The organism is Proteus sp. PR00224 (assembly GCF_016238105.1).
In the GTDB taxonomy this organism is placed as follows: Bacteria; Pseudomonadota; Gammaproteobacteria; order Enterobacterales; family Enterobacteriaceae; genus Proteus.
Window position 1 is genome coordinate 637,728 of record NZ_JAEHQU010000001.1, and the last position, 24,346, is coordinate 662,073.

21 protein-coding genes are annotated in these 24,346 nt (G+C 37.6%); 12 read left to right on the plus strand and 9 right to left on the minus strand.

The window, feature by feature from the left end:
* Positions 1–53: 53 nt before the first annotated feature.
* The 3 genes from JEP71_RS02985 to dapA form a co-directional block, all read right to left on the minus strand.
* A complete protein-coding gene (locus JEP71_RS02985) occupies positions 54–644 on the minus strand; it encodes a phosphatase PAP2 family protein (RefSeq protein ID WP_023581905.1) in 591 nt (196 codons plus the stop codon).
* 249 nt (positions 645–893) lie between these two features.
* On the minus strand, positions 894–1,940 hold the full coding sequence (gene bamC, locus JEP71_RS02990; RefSeq protein ID WP_109373653.1) for an outer membrane protein assembly factor BamC: 1,047 nt from the start codon (positions 1,938–1,940) through the stop codon (positions 894–896).
* 16 nt (positions 1,941–1,956) lie between these two features.
* Complete coding sequence (gene dapA / locus JEP71_RS02995) at positions 1,957–2,856, minus strand: 4-hydroxy-tetrahydrodipicolinate synthase (RefSeq protein ID WP_198619854.1); 900 nt, start codon at positions 2,854–2,856, stop codon at positions 1,957–1,959.
* Between the two features lie 215 nt (positions 2,857–3,071).
* On the opposite strand from dapA, the gene JEP71_RS03000 reads away from it, so the two are divergent.
* Together JEP71_RS03000 and bcp are read left to right on the plus strand one after the other, a co-directional pair.
* The gene (locus JEP71_RS03000; RefSeq protein ID WP_088495300.1) at positions 3,072–3,629 is read left to right on the plus strand and encodes a glycine cleavage system transcriptional repressor; all 558 of its coding nucleotides are present in this window, start codon (positions 3,072–3,074) and stop codon (positions 3,627–3,629) included.
* A gap of 18 nt (positions 3,630–3,647) precedes the next feature.
* Complete coding sequence (gene bcp, locus JEP71_RS03005; RefSeq protein ID WP_198625724.1) at positions 3,648–4,118, plus strand: thioredoxin-dependent thiol peroxidase; 471 nt, start codon at positions 3,648–3,650, stop codon at positions 4,116–4,118.
* 85 nt (positions 4,119–4,203) lie between these two features.
* Here the strand turns inward: bcp and JEP71_RS03010 are convergent, their stop codons facing one another.
* Entirely contained in the window at positions 4,204–5,280 is a 1,077-nt protein-coding gene (locus tag JEP71_RS03010) for an AI-2E family transporter (protein ID WP_109373655.1), read from the minus strand.
* Positions 5,281–5,434: 154 nt separating this feature from the next.
* Here JEP71_RS03010 and JEP71_RS03015 point away from each other — a divergent pair, with 154 nt between their 5' ends.
* The 3 genes from JEP71_RS03015 (at position 5,435) to JEP71_RS03025 (ending at position 9,217) form a co-directional block, all read left to right on the plus strand.
* Positions 5,435–6,907, plus strand: a complete 1,473-nt coding sequence (locus JEP71_RS03015; RefSeq protein WP_198619853.1) for a M48 family metalloprotease — start codon at positions 5,435–5,437, stop codon at positions 6,905–6,907.
* Between the two features lie 9 nt (positions 6,908–6,916).
* Positions 6,917–7,273: an arsenate reductase (glutaredoxin) gene (gene arsC / locus JEP71_RS03020; RefSeq protein ID WP_109373657.1), complete on the plus strand. Its 357-nt coding sequence runs from the start codon at positions 6,917–6,919 to the stop codon at positions 7,271–7,273.
* A 693-nt stretch (positions 7,274–7,966) separates the two neighbouring features.
* A complete protein-coding gene (locus JEP71_RS03025) occupies positions 7,967–9,217 on the plus strand; it encodes an MFS transporter (RefSeq protein ID WP_109373658.1) in 1,251 nt (416 codons plus the stop codon).
* A 218-nt stretch (positions 9,218–9,435) separates the two neighbouring features.
* Here JEP71_RS03025 and hda read toward each other — a convergent pair whose 3' ends face one another.
* The 4 genes from hda to upp all read right to left on the minus strand — a co-directional run bounded on the left by hda (position 9,436) and on the right by upp (position 13,895).
* The gene (gene hda, locus JEP71_RS03030; protein ID WP_006533048.1) at positions 9,436–10,143 is read right to left on the minus strand and encodes a DnaA inactivator Hda; all 708 of its coding nucleotides are present in this window, start codon (positions 10,141–10,143) and stop codon (positions 9,436–9,438) included.
* A gap of 223 nt (positions 10,144–10,366) precedes the next feature.
* On the minus strand, positions 10,367–11,572 hold the full coding sequence (locus tag JEP71_RS03035; RefSeq protein WP_088495294.1) for a mechanosensitive ion channel family protein: 1,206 nt from the start codon (positions 11,570–11,572) through the stop codon (positions 10,367–10,369).
* Between the two features lie 285 nt (positions 11,573–11,857).
* Positions 11,858–13,159 carry a uracil permease gene (gene uraA, locus JEP71_RS03040; protein WP_109373660.1) on the minus strand — a complete coding sequence of 434 codons (1,302 nt, stop codon included), beginning with the start codon at positions 13,157–13,159 and terminating at the stop codon, positions 11,858–11,860.
* 109 nt (positions 13,160–13,268) lie between these two features.
* Positions 13,269–13,895, minus strand: a complete 627-nt coding sequence (gene upp / locus JEP71_RS03045) for a uracil phosphoribosyltransferase (protein ID WP_023581896.1) — start codon at positions 13,893–13,895, stop codon at positions 13,269–13,271.
* A 231-nt stretch (positions 13,896–14,126) separates the two neighbouring features.
* Here upp and purM point away from each other — a divergent pair, with 231 nt between their 5' ends.
* From purM to mgtE, 6 genes are all read left to right on the plus strand, one after another.
* Positions 14,127–15,167, plus strand: coding sequence for a phosphoribosylformylglycinamidine cyclo-ligase (gene purM / locus JEP71_RS03050; protein WP_198619852.1), 1,041 nt, complete (start codon positions 14,127–14,129; stop codon positions 15,165–15,167).
* Between the two features lie 13 nt (positions 15,168–15,180).
* A complete protein-coding gene (purN, locus tag JEP71_RS03055) occupies positions 15,181–15,810 on the plus strand; it encodes a phosphoribosylglycinamide formyltransferase (protein ID WP_198625725.1) in 630 nt (209 codons plus the stop codon).
* Positions 15,811–15,916: 106 nt separating this feature from the next.
* Positions 15,917–16,507, plus strand: coding sequence for a spermidine N1-acetyltransferase (gene speG, locus JEP71_RS03060; RefSeq protein WP_088495291.1), 591 nt, complete (start codon positions 15,917–15,919; stop codon positions 16,505–16,507).
* A 46-nt stretch (positions 16,508–16,553) separates the two neighbouring features.
* Positions 16,554–18,635, plus strand: coding sequence for a polyphosphate kinase 1 (gene ppk1 / locus JEP71_RS03065; RefSeq protein ID WP_196532480.1), 2,082 nt, complete (start codon positions 16,554–16,556; stop codon positions 18,633–18,635).
* 4 nt (positions 18,636–18,639) lie between these two features.
* Complete coding sequence (ppx, locus tag JEP71_RS03070; protein WP_196532479.1) at positions 18,640–20,172, plus strand: exopolyphosphatase; 1,533 nt, start codon at positions 18,640–18,642, stop codon at positions 20,170–20,172.
* Positions 20,173–20,404: 232 nt separating this feature from the next.
* Entirely contained in the window at positions 20,405–21,868 is a 1,464-nt protein-coding gene (gene mgtE / locus JEP71_RS03075) for a magnesium transporter (RefSeq protein WP_109373665.1), read from the plus strand.
* A 72-nt stretch (positions 21,869–21,940) separates the two neighbouring features.
* On the opposite strand, the gene JEP71_RS03080 is transcribed toward mgtE, so the two are convergent.
* Entirely contained in the window at positions 21,941–22,162 is a 222-nt protein-coding gene (locus JEP71_RS03080; protein ID WP_198625726.1) for a hypothetical protein, read from the minus strand.
* A 773-nt stretch (positions 22,163–22,935) separates the two neighbouring features.
* Between JEP71_RS03080 and JEP71_RS03085 the strand changes: the two genes are divergently transcribed.
* Positions 22,936–24,309, plus strand: coding sequence for an MFS transporter (locus JEP71_RS03085; protein ID WP_198625727.1), 1,374 nt, complete (start codon positions 22,936–22,938; stop codon positions 24,307–24,309).
* Positions 24,310–24,346 lie beyond the last annotated feature (37 nt).

A 24,346-nucleotide genomic window follows, 5' to 3' on the forward strand; every position in this document is an offset into this window, starting at 1 on the left:
TCTATTTTTATATTAAAAAAATTCATGTTATCTCGTAATAACATAATGCTTTATTAAATAATAAAACAGTAGATCTCATAAGCAAACCAACCTAATAAAGCGCCGGCAGGTAAATCAATTAAGTAATGTTGTTTTGTAAACATGCAAGATAATGCAATAAATAAAGGGAATAAGAAAACCCATGGTCCTAAAGTTGCATAAGCGAGACACGCTGTGAGTGTTGCAACAGAAACGTGCATACTTGGGAAGCAGTTTGAGGAATCATCAAAATACTGAACAAACTTAAGAAATTTCTCTGACGCTGTTTTTCCTGGGTTTAAGGTACGCCAATGTGCTGGGGTTGCAACAGGGAACACAACAAAGAAAAACATTTGCATAACTAACAAAACAATATAACTAAAAACAATCATAATAAATTGTCTTGAGTCTTGAATGATCCAATTGAGATATAAAATTGCAGGATAATATAAAAAGCTATAGATCCATGACCACCATGGCCAGAAAGGGATCTTTTCATCAATCGGTGAATTAATAATTTTCACTTCTCTCAATGTATATCGTTGAGTAAAAAAATAAAATTGATAAACACCTACAATAAGTATCCCACTTAATATCAAGTGAATAATCATATCACCTGCACTCATAAATACTCCTTCATATAGTCAGAGAATGCTTTGTTATTTTTATTTAAGAATAAGAATTGACGCAATATTGCATAAAATTAAGCGTATTGCATTAAGATTAATATTATTAATAAATTTAAATTAAACCCTATCATTAAAAGAGCATTCAATTAATGATGTTTAATTTAAATTAATACAATTAAGTTAAGATCATAAAAAAAGCCGCACAACATATATTGTGCGGCTTCTCATATTTTTAAAGAAGAATACTTATTTTACAGGCTTACTGAAAGCAGCTTTCAGTGCAGCAACCATTTGATCATTTTGTGATTGTGTTAATGGTTTACCTTTATCACTGATAAATTGTAAACTACTGCGGTTATTTAAATCGCCGACTTGTAATTTATAATCCGCTTCTTCAACAGTTGGTCTATCAACACCTAACGCACTCCAGTTTGCACTGCTCATTCCTTTATAGGTTACTTCAATTGAACCTTTAGAACGTGTGCGATCGCCCATCTTCATACCAACACTTTCTAATGCAATAGGTAATCTATCCCAAACCACATCAAATGGTGCACGAACGATGATCACTGGAAGGCCAGCATTATCACTGCCGCTTTGGACATCGATAATACCTTGTATGTTGCTGCTTGCCGTATTTTCGCTTAAATTACGCATACGGTTTAAGCCATCAACCAATTCGTTAAGCATTAAAATATTATAACGCTTCACTTCAGCCGGATCAGTCATTTCAGTTTCGCCTTGGCGTAAACCTTCGTTAGTCACTGTTAACGAAATAACATTACCTGACTGAGCAATTACTAAACGCTGGCGTGTTTGGAAAGGTACGTTTTCATCAGCACGTAACCATGTGATCCAATCAGTATGGAGCTCTTTTTGTCCAGCATCACTTTTAACAATCGCAATACCTTTCTCTTTTAAGATAGAGCTAACTTGTTCATATAGTGTTGTGTTTTCAGGTGAGTTTGGTAATAGCAAACGGCTGTTATCTGCATTATTTTCACTACGAGAACCACTTAATAGATTCAATGCTTGAGTTGGTGGACGAATATCAAGCGCTAAACCAACAGGTTCAGTTCTTTTAGGGGTTGGAATGTCATATTCCCCATTTTGCAAAGGCAACACCATACCCGCCGGAATCGCTAAATTCTTTAGCCCTGCTGTCTCTAAATAAGACTCATCACCACTGACCTGACGTTTATAGCGCTGATCACTTGAACAGGCTGCCAGTAAGACCACCAGCGACAGACCCGCGACTTTCATAATCTTTGATTTATGCAATAGTGTTGCCATTAAAATTCCCTAAGTTTTACAGTATTCCCGCTGTTAACAGCGCTTTCTCAACAATTTGCTGACCTGATGATGTCAACGGAGTCATAGGTAAGCGCAATGTGGCGTCTTCAATCAATCCAATACGTTGACACGCCCATTTAGCTGGGATTGGATTAGGTTCAACAAATAACTGATGATGTAAGTCCATCAGACGTCGGTTAAGTTCACGCGCTTTCGCAAACTCACCCGCATTTGCTAATCGACATAATTCTACCATCTCTGACGCAGCAACGTTAGCAGTAACCGAAATAACACCCTGACCGCCAAGTTGCATAAAGTCTAATGATGATGCGTCATCACCACTTAATAAGATAAAACTATCATCATTAACCAACTCTTGGATTTGACTAACACGACTTAAGTTCCCTGTCGCCTCTTTAATTGCCACAATATTATCCAACTTGGCTAAACGTGCAACAGTTACAGGCAATAAATCGCATCCAGTACGACCCGGTACATTATACAGGATTTGTGGTAACTCGGTGCTTTCAGAAATCGCTTTAAAGTGCTGATATAACCCTTCTTGTGAAGGTTTATTATAATATGGCGTTACACTTAAACAACCTGCAATACCTTTATTTTCAAACTGTTGTGTAAACCAGACTGCTTCAGATGTTGCATTAGCGCCCGTACCGGCAATGACAGGAATACGCCCATCAGCCATATCTAATGTCATTAAAACGACATCAACATGCTCGTCATGACCTAATGTTGCAGATTCTCCAGTTGTACCGACAGAAACAATTGCAGCACTGCCTGCCTTAACATGATAATCAACTAATTTACGTAAACTAACCCGGTCAACGTTGCCTTTTGCGTCCATTGGTGTCACCAATGCCACCATACTGCCTGTAAAATTAAATTCGTTATTCACCATAATCATTGCTCCGAGATAGACGTATACTCAATGGTACTCATTCATTGCTCTATTGAAAACTACTTAACTCTAGGTTTCTAATGAAATTTGCTAATATTCTTTGATATGAATTAAAGAGATATAATAATTGAAGATAGTGAGCAAGGGATCTTGGCAGAAATCGAAATTTGTGTTTACCTGTTAAGAATAAACTGAAAGTCAAAAGGAACCTTATTTTGCCCATACCTGATAAACATTTTCTCGTCATTACTGCATTAGGTGCTGACCGTCCTGGTATTGTTGATACCATTACACAATTAGTCAGCCAATGCGGATGTAATATCGAGGACAGCCGACTTGCGATGTTTGGTCAAGAGTTTACGTTTATCATGCTACTTTCAGGTGGCTGGAACGCTATTGCACAGTTAGAAGCGTTGTTGCCCATTAAAAGTGCGGAACTGGATTTATTGACCGTAATGAAAAGAACGACCAATGGTGCACCAATTACCTATCCTTCAACAATTGCAGCGAAAGTTGATATTGAAGATGCGCCCGGTATTGTAGAACGCTTTACTAATCTATTTAGCCAACATAATTTTAATCTTGCTGAATTAATATCTAAAACACATCCATCAGAAGATGGCTCACCTGCCCGTTTAGAAATACAGATTACGGCGCATAATCCATTAGATGATCATGGTATTGTTATTAATGAGAAATTTAATCAATTATGTACAGAGCTGAACGCTCAAGGCACAATAAGTATCGTAAATAGTCTGATGATGAAACAGTAAAAAATGGAGAATGACCTAATGAACCCATTAAAAGCCGGTGAAAAGGCGCCTCAATTCAGTCTGCCCGACCAAGATGGAGAAACGATTAATTTATCTGATTTCGCTGGCCAACGTGTGCTCGTTTATTTTTACCCTAAAGCAATGACACCAGGTTGTACAACCCAAGCTTGTGGCTTACGTGATGAAATGGATGCACTAAAAAAAGCCAAAGTTGAAGTATTAGGTATCAGTACAGATAAATCAGAAAAACTTTCCCGTTTCGCTGAAAAAGAGATGTTAAATTTTACGTTGCTTTCAGATGAAGATCATAAGATCGCAGAAGAGTTTGGTATCTGGGGAGAAAAGCAATTTATGGGAAAAACTTACGATGGTATTCATCGTACAACATTCTTAATTGATAAAAATGGTATTATCGAACACGTATTTGATAACTTTAAAACCAGTAACCACCATCAAGTCGTTCTCGACTATCTCGCTCAACATCCATAATTAATACTTCGAATTGATAAGATAACAGACAGCTTACACTGTCTGTTTTTTTATCTGTTTTTTATTAATATATTCAATGAGGTACTTAGCTTTTCTTTATATTTTGCTCATTCGCAATTTCATCGGGTAATGCATGCAATACTGCTTTTATCAGCGTTGCTAATGGAATAGCAAAGAAAACGCCCCAAAATCCCCACATTCCACCGAATATAATCACTGATAATATAATGACTAACGGGTGCATATTTACGGCTTCAGAATACAGAATTGGTACTAATAAATTGCTATCTAATCCTTGAACAACAAGATAAGCGATAAATAACGCCCAGAAATCAGAGCCTAATCCCCACTGCGATAATGCAATCACAATAACTGGGATCGTTGCTAAAACAGCACCAACGTAAGGAACTAAAACAGAAACACCGACAATAACAGCAAGTAATACAGAGTAGCGTAAGTCAAAGAAAGCAAATACAAAATAAGTAAAAATACCCACAATTATCATTTCAGTGACTTTACCGCGAATATAATTGGTAATTTGCTGATTAACTTCAATCCAAACTTGTGCTGCCAATATTCTGTTTTTCGGCAAAACACGACGAACCGCATTAAGCATCTGTTGCTTATCTTTAAGTAAGAAGAACGTCATTAAAGGAACAAGAATAAGATAAATAGACAGTGTAATAATTCCGATTAACGAAGCTAAAGATACTTTTAATACAGATTCAGCCACCGTTGAGAACTTGCTGCGTAAATTTTCTGCCATCATATCAACGATGCCGGCATCCATTAATGCAGGGAAGCGATCGGGTAATTCATGTGCAAATGCATTGAACTTATTGATCATATTTGGGATATCTGAAATCAGTGTCATCCCTTGTTGCCACACCGTTGGCGCTAAAATCAAAATAACAATGGCACTAATACCGATAAAGAGTGTCAGAATTATCGATACTGCCCATATACGGGCACATCCTAATTTTTCAAGTAAATGAGTTGGCCACTCTAAAAGATAAGCAAGCACAATTGCCACCAATAAAGGAGCAAGTATGCCACTGAAAAAATACAGAATTGAAAAGCCGGCAATCAAAATGACCACAAGGGCGATAACTTGTGGATCAGCAAATCGGCGTTTGTACCATTGAACAAGCAAGTCCAGCATGAAAATAAAGATCCTTTATAATAATCAGAACAATAGAGCTATATGTATTCATTTACATAAGCAATAATCTTTTGACAGATTTTACGTTAGGTTTTGCTATCATACATCATTAATTATTAATTATTCGTTAAGATAGCCATCAGGATACAGTTGTATGAAACTCAGACTTAAAAAACCCTTAGTCGCGCTTCTTGTTTCTGCGTTGCTATCAACATCAGTAGTGCCAGCGAATGCTGCGATTGATATTGAAGACTCTTTACCTGATATGGGAACGACCGCAGGTTCAACATTAAGCATCAATCAAGAAATTGCTATGGGTGATTACTATACTCGCCAACTGCGAAATAGTGCACCATTAGTTTTTGACCCATTACTCTCTAACTATATTAATAATTTGGGACAAAAACTGGTTTCTAACGCCAGCTCAGTCAAAACCCCTTTTCACTTCTACTTAGTTAACAACCCCAATATTAACGCCTTTGCTTATTTTGGGGGAAACATTGTTTTGCATTCTGCCCTCTTTCGATATAGCCAAACAGAAAGCGAATTAGCTTCTGTTATGGCTCACGAAATCACACACGTTACTCAACGACATCTAGCGAGAATGCTTGAAGATCAGGCTAAAACAACACCTCTTGCTCTTGCAGGTGTATTAGGTTCTATTTTGATATTTATGGCAAACCCGAATGCAGGTCTTGCAACCTTTACGGGAAGTATGGCGGGTATGCAGCAAAATATGATCACATTCACACAAATGAACGAGCAAGAAGCAGACCGTATCGGAATACAGACACTTTATCGAGCAGGATTTGATCCCAAAGGGATGCCTGACTTTATGCAAATTCTTGCTGACCAAGTACGATATAGCTCTAAACCGCCTGAAATGTTATTAACGCACCCCTTACCTGATAGCCGTTTATCCGATGCAAGAAGCCGAGCCAGTCAATTTCCTGCTCGGCAGGTTCCACAGTCAGCTGACTTTCTGTTTGCTAAAATGCGTGTATTAACCATGCTGACGAAAAACCCAACATCAGAGAATGCATTACAAACGATACTTGATCAGTTTAAGCAAGGTACTGCTCTTGAAAAGTCAGCCGCAAATTATGCGCTAATACTGCTCTATTCTCGTGATCGCAAATTTGATGACGCAAGAAAATTGCTCACTCCGATGTTAGAAAAAGAACCTAACAATATTTGGCTTATTGATGCCATGACAGATATCGATTTAGAACAAAACCGTGCAGGTGATGCGGTTGCAAGATTACAACTCGCATTAAAGCAAAGGCCCAATAACAATGTCCTTATTGCCAACTTAGCGAACTCATATATGCATAATAAGCAATATAACGAAGCTAATCGCCTACTTTATCGTTATACCTTTGATAACCCAAACGATCCTATTGGCTGGCAATTAATGGCAGAAAATTCAGCCAAACAAGGTGATAGAGCTCATGAATTAGCTGCTTATGCGGAAGATTTAGCACTCAGAGGTGACTTTGAAACAGCGATCCGTTACTTAGGTGATGCAAGCAGACAAGTTAAGCTGGGTAGCAATGATCAAGCTCGCTTTGATGCTCGCATAGACCAATTAAGAAAAATTCAGCAAAGAGACAGCCAATTTAAATAAGGGACAATCATGACCAAAAAAGTGACGATTTATCATAATCCACGCTGTTCAAAAAGCCGTGAAACCTTACATTTACTCGAAGAAATGCAAATAACGCCTAATGTTATTCACTATCTAGATACAGCACCTTCAGTAACGGAGCTTAAAACACTGCTCAAAGCATTAGGTTTTAATGATGCAAGAGAGTTAATGCGCACAAAAGAAGAAATTTATAAAACGCTAAAACTGGCTGATGAAACATCACAAGATGCATTAATTCAAGCAATGCATGAAAACCCTAAACTTATTGAACGCCCTATTGTGGTTGTCGGTAATAAAGCCCGTTTAGGCCGTCCACCAGAGCAAGTAAAAGAACTGTTTATTTAATTTTCAAAATTTAAAGCCCATATTTATGTTCTTACATATATGGGCTTCTCTCTATTTACTTCACTATTAATCCCGCAACCGTTTACTCTCTTTTCTCAATTAATAAATAAATTATTAAATGTTGTTAAATTGTAAACATTACAATTAGCAAAGTGTTTCTTATTTCCACAATAGAAAAAACCAATCGTTTTATGCTTTCAAAATTTTTCATCTCAACCTCATATTTTTTATGAGTAAGAAATCGCCATTTTTGAAAACTTCTATCGAGATCACACGACATCGTATAAACTCACAATTATAAGAAAAAAATAATCATGTGTTTCATTTATATTGTGACTCAAGTCTCTTTACACAAATGCATTCCTACATATCATGGATATCAGAAAATATGATAGCAGAATTGATAAACAATAAATTCTCGCCAAAATATTTTTTCATTATCATCCAAGAAAGAAATTAACAAAAAACACACATTTAAAACAATACTGCAACACAGCAATAAGCTTTCAATTTGTTATTTACTCTATCTCTTCTTTTATTGTTGTTTTTTTAACTTGATAACAATTAGTCAGTGTGAAACGAAGTTGTAGATGTATATGAAATAAACAACGTTATAGCCAACATTATGGGCAATTAAAACTAACCAATCGCCATTATTGGTGTCGGGTGATTGCTAGGCTAATAGGAAAACAGATGAATATCGTACTTAGATTAAAACTTGTCTCATTCCTCCAGTTCTTTATATGGGGATCTTGGCTTGTAACATTTGCCTCGTATCTCTTTGGAGAGCTGCATTTTAAAGGTAGTGATGTTGGGCTTATTTTCAGTGCTCTTGGACTTGCCTCACTTATCGCACCCGTCATCATGGGATTTATTGCAGATAAAATAAACAACCGCAAATTAGTGTTTATTACCCTGCATATTTTTTCTGCATTAGCATTAGTGTTAATGTCGCAAATGACGACAGTAACCACACTATTTTTTGCAACTTTATTACATTTATTGTTCTTTATGCCAAGTATCTCAATGGCAAACAGCATCATTTTCGAACTGTTAGAACAAAAACATTTAGAGCCTAATAACTATTTCCCTAAAATTCGTGTTTACGGCACTGTTGGTTTTATTGCAGCCATGTGGGTTATTAGCTTCTTAGGTTTAGGTAATAGTTACCACCAGCTCTTCGTTGCAGCGATCGCTTCTATTGTTTTAGCTGTATTTGCAATGTTCTTACCTGCAACTAAAGCAGCTGACAAAAATGAAACTAAAGCCGAAGAAGTGGCATTTAGTATCACTAATATCTTGCAAGTATTTAAAAAGAAAAATGTCGTTGTTTTCTTATTCTTCGCAACACTGTTAGGATCTGTACTGCAAATTACCAATACCTTTGGTGTGCCATTCCTACAAGATATCGCACAATCTCCAAATGCAGATGATTCATTCTTTGCACGTTATCCTTCTGTGTTCTTATCTATTTCACAGATTTCAGAAGTCGTATTTATTCTATTTCTGCCACTGTTATTAAAACGTGTAAGAATCGAAACGATCGTTTTATTCAGTATGGTTGCTTGGATCTTACGTTTCGGCTTCTTTGCCTACGGTGACTACACATCACTAGGTCAAATCGTCTTATTGTTATCAATGATTGTGTATGGTTGTGCATTCGACTTCTTTAATATCTCTGGTTCACTGTTCTTAGAAAAAGAGATCCCTTTACAATATCGTTCAACAGCACAAGGTATGTTTATGACCTTAGTGAACGGTTTTGGTACTTATTTAGGTGCAATGTTAAGTGGCTGGGTCATTGATTTATATACCACCAATGGTGCGGTTGATTGGAAATCATTCTGGTTAATCTTCACTGGCTACACGGTTGCAATCACTGCACTTTATCTGATTTTCTTACTGGTTCCTCAGAAGAAAGCCAAAGTAGTAGAAGCAAACTAATTATTTAACCCTCCTCCTTTATTGTTTGTGTCTCTCGCCGCTTGCCTTGTATAAAGACAAGCGGTTTTTTTATCTTGTGTTTTTATTAGAAAAGACAAAAATAGAAAATTCACCCTTAATAAATAACAAATATTTGTTACCTTCAATGGGTGTTGAATTTGAAAAAGAGAGGTAGGATTGAGATTATTCGCCTCACCTAACGAGATGAGTGAGGCTATTTAAAGTTTGAGTATATCTTTCACAAATGGGATGGTCAGTTTACGTTGAGCAACAATAGAAGCGTGATCAAGTTCATCAAGCATTTCAAATAAGGTGCGCATTTTTCTATCTAAACGTTTTAATACAAAACGACCCACATCTTCAGGTAATTCAAACCCACGAAGTTTTGCTCTTAATTGCAGCGCCTGAATTTTTTCTTCGTCACTTAAAGGTTGCAAACGGTAGATTTGCCCCCAATCAAGGCGAGATGCTAAATCAGGAAGTTGTAACTCTATTTGGCGAGGCGGTCTATCCCCTGTAATTAATAAACAGGTTCGTCCATGCTCTAAAACACGGTTATAAAGGTTAAATAAGGCGAGTTCCCACTCTTCATCACCAGCAATACACTGAACATTATCAATACAAACTAAGGATAAATGTTCCATGCCTTCAAGAACATCGGGAACAAAATAGGCACGTTTATCAAGGGGAACATACCCAACAGCATCACCTTTTAATGAAAGCTCAGCACAAGCGGCATGTAATAGATGGCTCTTTCCACCTCCGTCACGGGACCAGAAATAGATATAACTGCCATGAGATTGATGAATGGCGGTTCGAATTGCCGCGACTAACGACGCGTTTTCCCCTGCATAAAAGCTATCGAATGTCTCATCATCGGGCAGAGATAGTGGTAATGATAGCTGTGACGGCGTATTCAGAAGCACCTCACCTGAATAGTTTAATAAACGTGGTGATTCTAACACAAATTCTCACAAGGTCAGAACCAATATTAAAAAAGCACATTGCACTGATTAAGATAACAGCAAGATCACCGAGATAAGCCTATTTTATATACTCCTATCACCTCATTGAAGGGTTTCCTAACTGTACCTCGAGTTATTTAGAGCCAAATCAGAAAGCATTCCGTGTTTAATTAGTTTTACTTTATTATCTGAATTTTAATTTCGCAACATCATTACCAGAAGGTTGCTGATAAATGTCGAGCTTAAAATATTTGGCTGATGCATTTATATACTCAAAAATTTCAGATTGAGTTTCTTCATATTCAACCCAAGTGGTTGCACGAGTAAAACAATATAACTCTACAGGTAGTCCCATTGGTGTAGGTGGCATTGTTCTGATCACTAAATACATATCAGGTCGAACATCACCACGCATTTTTATCCAATTTAGCATGTACTTACGAAATAACTGTAAGTTAGTCACGCCTTTTGTTTCTAACCACTCATTAATATCGCCAATTTCTTCTTCTTTTCCTTCAAGCATCGTTTCTATGCTTTTACGAAGCGGCGCTGTATTTTTTAATTCTAATACTAACTCTTGCGTTGCAAATGAAATCGAAGATTGGTCAATATAAAAACTACGTTTAATCCGACGCCCTCCCGATGAAAACATCGGTTGCCAGTTAGTATATTTTTCGGTCAAAAAGTCTTTGGTTGGAATACGGGAAATTGTATTATCCCAATTACGTACAGTGATCGTATGTAATGCGATATCAATAACCTCACCGCTGATATTACTACTGGGTAATTCAATCCAATCATAAAGCTTTAATACTTTTCCGTTAGAGATAAGAATATTGGCAACAAAAGAGATAAGTGTATGCTGAAAAACAAACATTAACACCGCAGCAATGGCACCAAAGCTTGAGATAATAATAAGTGGTGATTGCTCAGTAAATAACGCAATAATCAGGATAAAAGAGATAATCCAGACCACAATTTTGGCAATTTCAATATAGCCTTTGATGGAATTATTTCGATGCCACGCTTTTTTAGCGTGCCTAATATTGAAGATATCAAGAGCGTTATTAAGCAATGAAGCGATATTGATGATAATAAAGGCGCGAGCAACCGTTTCAAAGATAATATTCATTTCAGCTGAAAAAGACGGTAGTAGCTGATTAATATAGAGAACAAGTGTAACTGCAACAATAGATGCGCTCTTTTTAGCAATATCTTCTATGGTTTCTTCATCTGAAAGCTCAGTAAATAAAAAAAGTAAACGCTTTGCTATTCGGCGGAAAATCATTTTGGCGAGAAACCACACCACCAGCAACACAATAACTAAAAATATTGTGGTAAAAATCTGCTTTGATGTAATGAAATCATAAATTTCAATCAGCTTTTCCATAAATTACGTTATACCTTTTTTGAAACACCCCAACCTTAAAACGAATATCACTTAAATAGCAGATAAAATGCCTATTTCGCATAAGAACAGACCCCCATTGTCTCATTTATTTTATTTAAATAAACATCATGATTGAATTAATCATGCTTTTCTAAGTTTTTAATACTTAAAATATCAAAAATCTTAGTTTTTAATATGACATAAAAATAAAACACAATAAAAAAGGTGGAGATCATCCACCTTTTTTATTAATTTCAGCATATTGCTTTAGATTTACTTAATCGATTACTTTTTGTTTGCTGTACCACTAACCGATTCAATGGTGTTATCCACTAATTCTGTTTCAGGGCGAACAACACTCACTAATTTAAAGATCAAGCTTAAAACAATACCCACGATGGTTGCTAATGCCATACCTTTTAATTCAGCAGCACCAATTTGAATGGAAGCACCACTCACACCGACAATCAGAATAATGGCAGTTAATATCAAGTTTTGCGGTTTATTATAATCCACTTTTGAATCTAACAAGACACGAATACCTGATGCACCAATAACACCGTAAAGCAGTAATGAAACCCCACCCATAACAGGAACAGGTACAGCAGCGATAGCCGCAGCCAGTTTACCGACACAAGATAATAAGATAGCGAGAATTGCCGCACCACCAATAACCCATGAGCTGTAAACCTTAGTGATAGCCATAACACCAATGTTTTCACCATAAGTGGTATTAGGTGTTGAACCAAAGAAACCCGAAATAATGGTAGAGAAACCGTTTGCGAACATAGAACGATGTAAACCTGGGTTTTTCATTAAATCGCGTTGTACAATATTTGCTGTAACAACAAGGTGCCCAACGTGCTCAGCAATAACAACTAATGCGGCAGGTAGAATAATAAAAATAGCACTCCATTCAAAACGCGGTGAATAGAATGTCGGTAGTGCAAACCAGTTAGCTTCTTTAATTGGTGTAATATCAACAACGCCCAAGAAGAAAGAGAGTGCATAACCTGCTAATACCCCAATAAGAATAGGAATAATAGCAAGGAATCCTCTAAACATCACAGAGCCTAAGATAGTCACACCTAAAGTCACCATAGAAATAAGCAGTGTCTGACTATCAACTGGTGCATCTGCACTTGGTAATAATCCTGCCATTCCCGCCGCGGTTCCTGCTAATTCAAGCCCGATGACGGCAACGATTGCGCCCATTGCCGCAGGCGGGAACATCACATTAATCCAGCCTCGCCCTGCTATTTTGACAATACCAGCAACGATACAAAATAACACACCACAGACGATGAATCCCCCAAGTGCTAATTCATACCCTAAAGGTAACAACAAAAGCACAGGTGAGATAAACGCAAAACTTGAACCTAAATAAGCAGGAATGCGTCCTTTACAAATAAAGAGATAAAGCAGGGTTCCGATCCCGTTAAATAATAATATTGTTGCCGGATTAACTTTAAATAAAATTGGCACAAGTACGGTGGCGCCAAACATTGCAAACAGATGCTGAAGACTCAACGGGATTGTTTGTAATAATGGTGGGCGCTCTTCTACCCCGATTGCACGACGAGTCATGCTTACGACCTCTCTTTAATATGAATGTGAAATTGGTTTGTATATTTCTAACTATAGAACAAGATAATTAGGTTCAAAAAAAAGCCGACTATCAAAGTCGGCTTAATTATTATTTTGTACCAAATATCTTATCACCAGCATCGCCAAGACCTGGAACGATGTACCCGTGCTCATTAAGATGGCTATCAATAGATGCAGTATATAATTCCACATCTGGATGAGCTTCTTCTAATGCCTTAATACCTTCTGGAGCAGCAACCAGTACTAATACTTTAATTGAAGTACAACCCGCATTTTTTAATAAATCAATTGTGGCAATCATAGAGCCGCCTGTTGCTAACATAGGGTCAACAACAAGAGCCATACGCTCTTCAATATTGGATGCTAATTTCTGGAAGTAAGGGACAGGTTTTAATGTTTCTTCATCGCGGTAAACGCCAACTACACTGATTCGGGCACTAGGAATATTTTCTAATACTCCGTCCATCATCCCGATACCTGCACGGAGGATAGGAACTACTGTGATTTTTTTTCCTTTAATCTGTTCTATCTCTACCGAACCACACCAACCTTCTATTGTTACCGTCTCTGTTTCTAAATCGGCGGTAGCTTCATACGTCAGTAGACTGGAAACTTCTGAAGCCAGTTCACGAAAGCGTTTAGTGCTTATATCATGATCTCGCATCAGCCCCAATTTATGTTGAATGAGTGGGTGTTTTACCTCAACGATCTTCATAATTTCTCCTAATGTACGACGCAGCCTGACAAAAAAATCGCGAGATTATACCGCTTTTTTGCCAACATTCCATCGTTTTTCTATTGATATTGATCAAGCGCACAGCTTTTAACCACACCAACATGAATAATTGTGACCTATAAAGAAGATCCTCGCAAACGTTTGCTTTGCCTGTTAGAATAGCGCTCGCACACATTTTTTCTTAACAGCAACTTGCCGTGAGGGCTCTACGTGACTAACAAATCCTCTCTCAGCTATAAAGATGCCGGTGTCGATATTGATGCAGGTAATGCTTTAGTCGATCGTATCAAAGGTGTAGTAAAAGAAACCCGCCGTCCTGAAGTTATGGGGGGTTTAGGTGGCTTTGGCGCACTTTGTGCAATTCCATCTAAATACCGCGAACCTATTTTAGTTTCAGGCACAGATGGCGTAGGAACTAAACTTCGCCTTGCGATGGATTTAAATCGCCATGATGACATCGGGATTGATTTAGTCGCAATGTGTGTCAACGATTTAATTGTTCAAGGTGCAGAACCCCTTTTCTTCCTTGACTACTATGCCACAGGAAAATTAGATGTCGATACCGCAGCACGCGTAGTAACAGGTATTGCAGAAGGTTGTAAGCAATCTGGTTGTGCATTAGTCGGTGGTGAAACTGCTGAAATGCCAGGAATGTATCACGGTAATGATTATGATATCGCAGGCTTTTGTGTCGGCGTGGTTGAAAAATCAGAAATTATCGATGGCAGCAAAGTTAAAGCTGGCGATGCTCTAATCGCTTTAGCATCAAGTGGTCCTCATTCTAATGGTTATTCATTAGTCAGAAAAATTCTTGAAGTCAGCAATACACAAGCTGAAAACACATCCTTAGGCAATAAATCATTAGCTGATCACCTATTAGCCCCTACTCGTATTTATGTAAAGTCACTACTTTCATTAATTGAAAATGTGGATATCCATGCTGTGGCACATATTACAGGTGGCGGATTCTGGGAAAATATTCCTCGTGTATTACCTGAAAAGACGCAAGCGCGTATTGATAGTAAAAGCTGGGAATGGCCACTGGTTTTTAAATGGTTACAAGATGCGGGACAAGTCAGCACACATGAAATGTATCGCACCTTTAACTGTGGTGTTGGATTGTTAATTGCCGTTAACCCAAATGACGTTGAAAAAACATTAGCACATCTTGCTGAGTGTGGTGAAAACGCATGGTTAATTGGTGAAATTGCGCCACAAGCTGCGGGTGAAGCACAAGTTATTATTAACTAATGAAAACATGTGAATGAAAAATATTGTCGTCCTCATCTCAGGAAACGGCAGCAACCTACAGGCGATTATTGACGCCTGTAGGGCAAATAAAATCACGGGTAATGTGGTTGCTGTCTTAAGTAATAAAGCTAATGCGTATGGTCTTGAACGGGCAAAACTTGCTGATATTCCAGCATATTTTGTTGATCCAACTCTATATAATGACAGAGCTGATTACGATAAAGCATTAATTGAAAAAATCGATGCTTATCAGCCCGACATTGTGGTTTTAGCCGGTTTTATGCGTATTTTATCGCCTGATTTTGTGACTCATTATCAGCATAAATTATTAAATATTCATCCTTCTTTACTTCCTAAATATCCCGGATTACACACTCATCGCCAAGTTTTAGCGAATAAAGACTCTTTTCATGGCGTTACCGTCCATTTTGTTACAGAAGAACTTGATGGTGGTCCCATGATTATTCAAGCTCGCATTCCTGTTTTACCAGATGATACTGAACAATCATTACAAACAAGAATACAAGCAGAAGAGTATCGTATTTATCCATTAGCGATCGGTTGGTTAGCTGACGAGCGATTAAAAATGCAGAATAATCAAGCCTTTCTCGATGATATTGCGCTTTTCGACAACCTTGGTTGACTATTTCGTTTAAGATAAAAAGTCACATTGTGCTACACTGTAGCCCGCGTGACTTTTTTTATGTCACCCTTTTCTCTTTTTATTCAATGCATTCACCGAGGTGCTTATGTCCGGTGGTAAGAAAGTTCCACCTATAAAATTACGTCCTCTCGAACGAGAAGATCTCTCTTTTGTCCATCAACTTGATAATAACGCCAGCGTTATGCGCTATTGGTTTGAAGAGCCTTATGAGGCTTTTATCGAGTTAAGTGACCTTTATGAAAAACATATTCACGACCAAAGTGAACGCCGTTTTATTGCCGAAAGTGACGGCACTAAAGTTGGACTTGTCGAGTTGGTTGAAATTGATTATGTTCACCGTCGTGCTGAATTCCAAATTATCATCGCTCCTGCGCATCAAGGCCATGGATATGCTGCACGCGCGGCGAAACTTGCGATGGATTATGCATTTTCTGTACTTAATTTATACAAACTCTATTTAATCGTCGATAAAGAGAATGCTAAAGCGATTCATATTTATGAAAAGCTTGGCTTTAAAAAAGAAGGTGATTTAATAGATGAGTTTTTTGTTAACGGTGCCTACCGTTCTGCGATTAGAATGTGTACTTTCCAAGCACCTTATTTTGAACAAAAAGCCAAAGAGGCGAAACCCGAGAATTTTGTTAAACCGGGTGCGACTATTAAGCAACACGTCTGATTTATTCAGATATTAAGTTTTAACTTTAACCCTTGTTGGAGTTCAGATGTCCCAGGAACGACTCTATATTGATAAAGAGATCAGTTGGCTTGCGTTTAATGAACGTGTATTACAAGAAGCGGCTGATAAAAGAAACCCGTTAATTGAAAGAGTCAGGTTTCTGGGGATCTATTCAAATAATCTTGATGAGTTTTACAAGGTTCGTTTTGCCGATGTAAAACGCCGTATTTTGATTAATGAAGAACGTGGCTCACGCTCTGCATCAAGCCATGCTCGTCATCTTATAAAGAAAATTCAATCAAAAGTAGCTAAAGCCGACCAAGAGTTTGATGCTTTATATAATGATTTGTTACTTGAAATGGCGCGAAACCAAATCTTTTTAATTAATGAACGCCAAATCTCGCCTAATCAACAAATCTGGTTACGCCAATATTTCCGTCAAAATTTAAGAAAACACATCACGCCTATTTTAATTAATCCTGAAACAGACTTGGTTGAGTTTCTTAAAGATGACTACACCTATTTAGCGGTTGAAATTGTGCAAGGGCAAATTATTCATTATGCCCTGTTAGAAATTCCGTCAGATAAAGTACCTCGTTTTGTTATTCTGCCGACAGACCAAGGGCGTAGTAAGAAAAAATCCATGATTTTATTGGATAATATTTTACGCTACTGTCTTGATGAGGTGTTTAAAGGCTTCTTTGATTATGACTCATTAAGTGCTTATTCCATGAAAATGACGCGAGATGCAGAATACGATCTTGCAACAGAAATGGAATCAAGTTTACTTGAAATGATGTCATCAACATTAAAACAACGCCTTACCGCAGAGCCTGTCCGTTTTGTTTATCAACGCGATATGCCTGATGAAATGGTGGCGTTGCTGCGCAGTAAATTAGGTTTATCGAATAATGACTCCGTCATTGCTGGTGGTCGTTATCATAATTTTAAAGATTTTATTAACTTCCCAAATGAGGGTAGTAAATTTCTATTAAATAAGCCTATTCCACGTTTACGCCATATTTGGTTTGATAACTTCCGTAATGGCTTTGATGCGATACGTGAGCGTGATGTTTTGCTCTATTATCCTTATCATACCTTTGAGCATGTGTTGGAATTGTTGCGCCAAGCCTCTTTTGACCCAAGTGTTATCTCAATCAAAATCAATATTTACCGTGTTGCTAAAGACTCTCGAATTATTGATTCGATGATCCACGCTGCGCATAACGGCAAACGTGTCACGGTAGTTGTTGAGTTACAAGCACGTTTTGATGAAGCAGCGAATATCCACTGGGCAAAACGCCTGACTGAAGCGGGCGTTCACGTTATTTTCTCTGCACCGGGTTTAAAAATTCACGCGAAGTTATTTATCATTTCACGTTTAGAAAATGGTGAAATCATTCGCTATGCTCATATCGGTACGGGGAACTTTAACGAAAAAACAGCGCGTCTTTATACTGACTATTCACTATTAACGGCTAACACTGAAATTACCAATGAAGTACGTCGCGTTTTTAGCTTTATTGAAAACCCTTATCGCCCTGTCACCTTTGAGCATTTAATGGTTTCGCCACAAAACTCGCGCACCCTTTTAAATCAATTAATCACCAATGAAATTCACAGTGCACAAGCAGGGCATCCTGCGGGTATTACATTAAAAGTGAATAATTTAGTTGATGAAGAATTAGTTAATCGCCTTTATGACGCTTCAGAAGCAGGCGTAAAAGTACGACTGTTAGTGCGAGGAATGTGTTCTTTAGTGCCTAATCAGCCGGGATTTAGTGAAAACATTCAAGTAACCAGTATTGTTGACCGCTTTTTAGAGCATGATCGTGTTTATGTTTTCACCAATAAAGGGGATGAAAAAATCTTTCTCTCCTCTGCCGATTGGATGACGCGAAATCTTGATTATCGCATTGAAGTTGCAGTAGCTTTGCTTGATCCTCAACTTAAACAGCGCGTTCTTGATATACTGGATATTCAATTTAATGACACCGTAAAAGCACGTTATATCGATAAAGATTTAACAAATAGCTATGTTCCTCGTGGAAATAAACGTAAGATCCGTTCCCAGCTTGCTGTCTATGAGTATATTAAATTGTTAGAACAACCCGGTTCACGAGCGTAATTTTATGCCTTTATCACAAGATGACTCTTCACCACGTCCTTTAGAAATTGCGGCTATTGACCTCGGTTCTAATAGTTTTCATATGATAATTGCGCGTGTTGTTAATGGCGCATTACAAGTCTTAAGTCGTTTAAAACAGCGAGTTTATCTTGCTGATGGACTTGATGATGATAACGAATTAAGCGAAGAGGCTATGTTACGTGGGCTCTCCGCCCTTTCCCTTTTTGCTGAAAGGTTACAGGGTTTTCCCGCAGAAAATGTCACCGTCGTGGGAACACACACTTTGCGTGTCGCCACTAATGCGAAAGTCTTTCTTCAACGAGCCAAAGAAGTTATTCCTTATCCTATTGAAATTATTTCAGGGCATGAAGAAGCTCGACTTATTTTTATGGGAGTTGAGCACACTCAATCTGAAAAAGGTCGAAAGCTCGTTATCGATATCGGTGGTGGCTCAACAGAATTGGTTATTGGTGAAAATTTTGAGCCAATTTTAATCGAAAGCCAACGCATGGGTTGTGTTAGTTTTAGCCGTCAATTTTTCCCAGAACAAAAAATTAGCGAATCTGCTTTTCGCAAAGCGCGAGAAAAGGCAGCGCGTAAAATGGAAAAAATTGCATGGCAATACAAAATGACTGGCTGGGATGTGGCTTTAGGGGCATCAGGAACAATTAAAGCGGCTCATGAGATCTTAGTTGAGTTTGGTGAAAAAGACGGTGTTATTACTCCAGAACGCCTACTTATGCTCACTAAACAAGTTTTACGATTTAAGAAATTTAAAGATATCGCCCTTCCAGGTTTATCCGATGAACGTAAACATGTTTTTGTGCCAGGTTTGGCGATTTTATGCGGTATTTTTGATTCATTAGGATTAAAAGCTCTACACCTATCTGACGGTGCATTACGTGAAGGTGTGCTTTATGAAATGGAAGGCAGATTTCGCCATCAAGATATCCGCCAGCGCACAGCTAAAAGCCTTGCAGAACACTATAATATCGATAGAGAACAAGCAAAACGTGTTCTTGAAACTATGCAATCTCTTTACGCTCAGTGGGCACAGCAAAATCCTAAGCTAGTTCGCCCTGATTTAGAGGCTATTTTAGTTTGGGCTGTTATGTTACATGAAGTGGGATTAAGTATTAATTTAAGTGGATTACATCGCCATTCTGCTTATATTCTTTCAAATACTGATTTACCTGGCTTTAATCAAGAGCAACAACTGTTATTAACAACTCTCGTTCGCTATCACCGAAAGGGGATCAAGTTAGATGAGTTACCTAAATTTAATCTTTATAAAAAGAAACAGTATTTTCCACTCGTACAAATACTAAGATTAGCAACTTTACTTAATAATCAGCGACAATCGACGACAAAACCTGCATCTTTGCGTTTAGTTACAGATGAAAATCATTGGACGCTTTATTTTCCTGCAAATTATCTTTCTGATAACACATTGATGGAATTGGATTTAGAAAAAGAACAAGAACATTGGCAGTCAGTTCCGGGGTGGAAACTGGATATAAAAGAGGAATCTGCTTAACAATATGATATTATACAGAAAAAGACGCTAGTCAATGCGTCTTTTGTTGCATCTATCATACAACAACTATCACATAACAACATAGGTTTGATTTGTGACGATAATATGAACATCACCAACGCAATATTGTTCAAGATTCATATTTTTTATACGGAGAAGACCGATAATCATCCTAAAATGGAATAATTAGTGTCAATGGTTATCTCCCTCGTAAGAATTAAAAAGGAATAACATGTCTCAACCAGCTATCAACAATGATACTGCGGCTGCCATCAATCCGTATTCACAAAAAGTGGCACACCTGCGTCAGCAAATTTTGAGCATCTTTCTCGAAGATGATCATTTTGTTGAAACCGTTTTAGGTGAAGCAAGTGAAAATGATAGGCTGAGCCACCATGAACTTCATGAAAAAATCACCACTGTTAGAGAATTACTACAAGATCTACACGCGGCAGATATTGCAGATATTCTTGAAGCCCTTCCCTATGACGAACGTCTCGCATTGTGGCATTTGGTTGATAATAATGAACGTGGTGCTGTTTTAGTCGAAGCTTCTGTCGCCGTTTGGGACAGCTTAATTAAAGATATGACTGACCGTGAATTATTACGATCGGTCGCCACATTACATGTGGATGAGCAAGCGTACATCGCAGAGCACTTACCTCGCGATACGATGCGTCGACTTCTTACCTATTTAGAACCAAGTCTGCGTAATAGAATAAGAGAAGTTCTTCAATATCCAAAAGACAGCGTCGGCCAGATGATGGATTTTGAGTTCGTCACTGTGCGAGGTAATGTTACGTTAAAAACGGTACAGCGCTATCTACGCCAACGAGGCTCTATTCCTGAAGCAACGGATAAAATCTTCGTTATTGATAATAAAAATCATCTATTGGGCGAGCTTCCATTAACCACTGTTTTAACGCAATCTCCTGATAAGCTTGTCTCTGATGTAATGAAAACAGACACCGTGAGCTTTATGCCAGAAGAAAAAGGCGAAGACGCGGCGGGTGCGTTCGAACGTTACGACTTAATTTCTGCGGCTGTTGTTGATAGTAATGGCCTTCTAATGGGGCGATTAACTGTTGAAGATATCGTTGATAACATGCATGAAGAGAGCGATACCAATCTTCGTCGTATGGGTGGTTTGAGCCCAGAAGAAGACGTCTTTGCACCAGTAGGACAAGCGGTTAAAACACGTTGGACTTGGCTTGCTATCAACTTATGTACTGCTTTCGTTGCCTCTCGTGTTATTGGCGTGTTTGAACACACCATTTCCCAATTAGTCGCTTTAGCAACACTGATGCCAATTGTTGCTGGTATTGGGGGAAATACAGGTAATCAGACTATCACAATGATTGTCCGTGCATTAGCTCTACACCAAATTCAAACTGGAAGCTTTTCTTTCTTAATTTTAAGAGAACTTGGTGTTGCCTTTATCAATGGTATTGTGTGGGGAGGGATCATGGGAATTGTCACCTTCCTTCTCTATGGCGACCTTGCAATGGGTGCCGTGATGACAATGGCAATGGTGCTCAACCTGTTAATGGCTGCCATTATGGGCGTATTAATACCAATGACGATGATAAAATTTGGTAAAGATCCTGCCATTGGTTCAAGCGTTATGATAACCGCTATTACGGATACAGGTGGTTTCTTTATCTTCTTAGGTTTAGCAACTATCTTCTTAGTTTAAGACATTTTCTCATTACACTAACGCCACTGATAATAAAATGCAGTGGCGTTTTTTATATCAATCAAACAAATATTAAGCCGTTGTTGATAGGTAATAATAGACAAGCAACAATGCAATAACCAATGAAGTAATAAAAGTCTTTTTAACAGAGGCACTTAATAGATAACTGCCATTTTGATTGGTGTCATTAAGCATGGCTTTTAGTACTAAACCACCACCTAATGCAACGATAGAAAGTGATGCGAACAAAATAATTGCAGCTAAAAGAACAGCACTCATTGAAATAGAGACCATAAATCCTCCGACAGTTCAATTTGACTTACTGATGTAATTATAACCAACAATCACTTTTTTGACGCTTATTTTTGTTTTTATTTCTAATTCGACAATAAAATTCAAAAAAATCACACAATGCATAAAAACACAAAAATATGATTATACACCCAAGATTTATTGGCATTGAATTTCAATTTCATTGAGTTTTTTGAAATTTAAGTTTATCAAAAATATTTTTAACATATAGCAGAATATTCTAGTAATCTATTTTCTATCAGATCATATCTTTCATTATTGATGAGAATAACTTTCTTAATTATCTAATAATTACTTTATTAACGAAAAATAATAAATTAAATTATGACTGAATTTATTATTCAATTTATAATTTAAATCGTAATAAATATATTCAATATAATATCTATTTTATTTGATAATATCGAAATTTCACTTATTAATAAGCATTGTAATATTTTTACAATATATCAATAAAGAAAATAAAATAAGAGTTTAATATTAAGTATCTACAATTAAACCACATAAAAACACAAGAAATAATAATAATAAAGTTCATTTAGTTGTTTTAATTTCATCTATTTACATTATTAAGAGCTTCCTGTTATAACTTAAACCATCATCACAACATTATTCTTTCTCGCATAAATAGCCTATAAATAACCATTCGATGTTATTTATTTTCACCCTATTTTATTCGTTAATTTTCAAAGAATTTACTTGTGATCTTATTACGCATTATTTTTTTATCACGATGATTATTATAGGTTGTAATTATGACATCACAATCACACTCCACTCAGCCGTTGAGTCAACCTACGGCAAGACCATTGAACCGCAACGACTATAAAACGTTGGGTTTATCCTCGCTAGGGGGAACGTTGGAGTTCTATGATTTCGTGATCTTCGTATTCTTTACGAAAACATTGAGCCACTTGTTCTTTCCCGGTGATAACGCCTTTATTGCACAAATGCAGACATTAGGTATTTTTGCTGCTGGTTACCTTGCCCGCCCTTTGGGTGGCATTATTATGGCACACTACGGAGATATTATTGGACGTAAACGCATGTTTACCTTAAGTATCTTCTTAATGGCTGTACCAACATTAGTTATTGGTTTATTACCAACTTATGCCAGTATTGGTGTTGCTGCACCATTATTGTTGTTGTTAATGCGCATTATGCAAGGTGCGGCCATTGGTGGTGAAATGCCAGGTGCTTGGGTGTTTATCGCAGAGCACACGCCAAAACAACGTTATGGCTTAGGTGTAGGAACATTAACCTCAGGCATTACAGGCGGTATTTTATTAGGTTCAATCGTGGCAATTATCGTTCAACGTAGCTATACCAGCCAAGAAGTAAATGACTTTGCATGGCGTATACCGTTTATTTTAGGTGGCGTATTCGGTTTGATTTCTGTCTACTTACGTCGCTTCTTACAAGAAACACCTATCTTTAAAGAGATGGCTGCAAAAAAAGCCTTAGCACAAGAAATGCCTGTGGTTTCAGTTATTAAAAATCACAAGCAAGCGTGCTTAATTACTGCTGCATTAACATGGTCTTTATCAACAGCTATTGTTGTCACCATTTTGATGACCCCCGGTGTCATTGTTGAAGGGATCTACAAAATTGATAGAACGACATCATTAGAAGCGAACTGCGTTGCAACATTAACCTTAACCTTAGGTTGCATATTCTGGGGTTGGATTAGTGACAAATTAGGAACACGCGCGTCAATGACATTATCATGGGGTGGTTTGATTGTTACTGCATTCCATTTCTATGGCAGTTTAGATGCAGCAATGTCAGGTTTTCAGTTAGCGTTTAACTATGGTTTGATGGGCTTTTTTGTCGGGGCGATTGCAACTACACCTATCGTTAGCACAAGAGCATTTCCACCATCAATTCGTTTTTCTGGTTTGTCTTTTGCTTACAATATGGCTTATGCCTTATTCGGTGGATTAACGCCAATGTTAACAGGAATATGGTTAGAAAAAACTGCAATGGCAGGTGCATATTATGTTGCAGGCGTATCATTATTAGCTATTGCAGTCGCTTTCTTACCTTTAGCTTATAAAGGTTGGACGGCTGTAAAACCCACCACAAGAGAAAAAAATGTTGCATTGCAGATTGATAAAGTGGTCAGTTAGGCCTTTATCAATATCACAAAATCGTTCTACCAGTCCC

What these genes read in the sequence shown, in the direction of transcription:
- JEP71_RS02985 (WP_023581905.1), bottom strand. Translation starts at nt 644, where the DNA reads ATGAGTGCAGGTGATATGATTATTCACTTGATATTAAGTGGGATACTT.
- bamC (WP_109373653.1), bottom strand. Translation starts at nt 1,940, where the DNA reads ATGGCAACACTATTGCATAAATCAAAGATTATGAAAGTCGCGGGTCTG.
- dapA (WP_198619854.1), bottom strand. Translation starts at nt 2,856, where the DNA reads ATGGTGAATAACGAATTTAATTTTACAGGCAGTATGGTGGCATTGGTG.
- bcp (WP_198625724.1), top strand. Translation starts at nt 3,648, where the DNA reads ATGAACCCATTAAAAGCCGGTGAAAAGGCGCCTCAATTCAGTCTGCCC.
- JEP71_RS03010 (WP_109373655.1), bottom strand. Translation starts at nt 5,280, where the DNA reads ATGCTGGACTTGCTTGTTCAATGGTACAAACGCCGATTTGCTGATCCA.
- JEP71_RS03015 (WP_198619853.1), top strand. Translation starts at nt 5,435, where the DNA reads ATGAAACTCAGACTTAAAAAACCCTTAGTCGCGCTTCTTGTTTCTGCG.
- arsC (WP_109373657.1), top strand. Translation starts at nt 6,917, where the DNA reads ATGACCAAAAAAGTGACGATTTATCATAATCCACGCTGTTCAAAAAGC.
- JEP71_RS03025 (WP_109373658.1), top strand. Translation starts at nt 7,967, where the DNA reads ATGAATATCGTACTTAGATTAAAACTTGTCTCATTCCTCCAGTTCTTT.
- JEP71_RS03035 (WP_088495294.1), bottom strand. Translation starts at nt 11,572, where the DNA reads ATGGAAAAGCTGATTGAAATTTATGATTTCATTACATCAAAGCAGATT.
- uraA (WP_109373660.1), bottom strand. Translation starts at nt 13,159, where the DNA reads ATGACTCGTCGTGCAATCGGGGTAGAAGAGCGCCCACCATTATTACAA.
- upp (WP_023581896.1), bottom strand. Translation starts at nt 13,895, where the DNA reads ATGAAGATCGTTGAGGTAAAACACCCACTCATTCAACATAAATTGGGG.
- purN (WP_198625725.1), top strand. Translation starts at nt 15,181, where the DNA reads ATGAAAAATATTGTCGTCCTCATCTCAGGAAACGGCAGCAACCTACAG.
- speG (WP_088495291.1), top strand. Translation starts at nt 15,917, where the DNA reads ATGTCCGGTGGTAAGAAAGTTCCACCTATAAAATTACGTCCTCTCGAA.
- ppk1 (WP_196532480.1), top strand. Translation starts at nt 16,554, where the DNA reads ATGTCCCAGGAACGACTCTATATTGATAAAGAGATCAGTTGGCTTGCG.
- ppx (WP_196532479.1), top strand. Translation starts at nt 18,640, where the DNA reads ATGCCTTTATCACAAGATGACTCTTCACCACGTCCTTTAGAAATTGCG.
- mgtE (WP_109373665.1), top strand. Translation starts at nt 20,405, where the DNA reads ATGTCTCAACCAGCTATCAACAATGATACTGCGGCTGCCATCAATCCG.
- JEP71_RS03080 (WP_198625726.1), bottom strand. Translation starts at nt 22,162, where the DNA reads ATGGTCTCTATTTCAATGAGTGCTGTTCTTTTAGCTGCAATTATTTTG.
- JEP71_RS03085 (WP_198625727.1), top strand. Translation starts at nt 22,936, where the DNA reads ATGACATCACAATCACACTCCACTCAGCCGTTGAGTCAACCTACGGCA.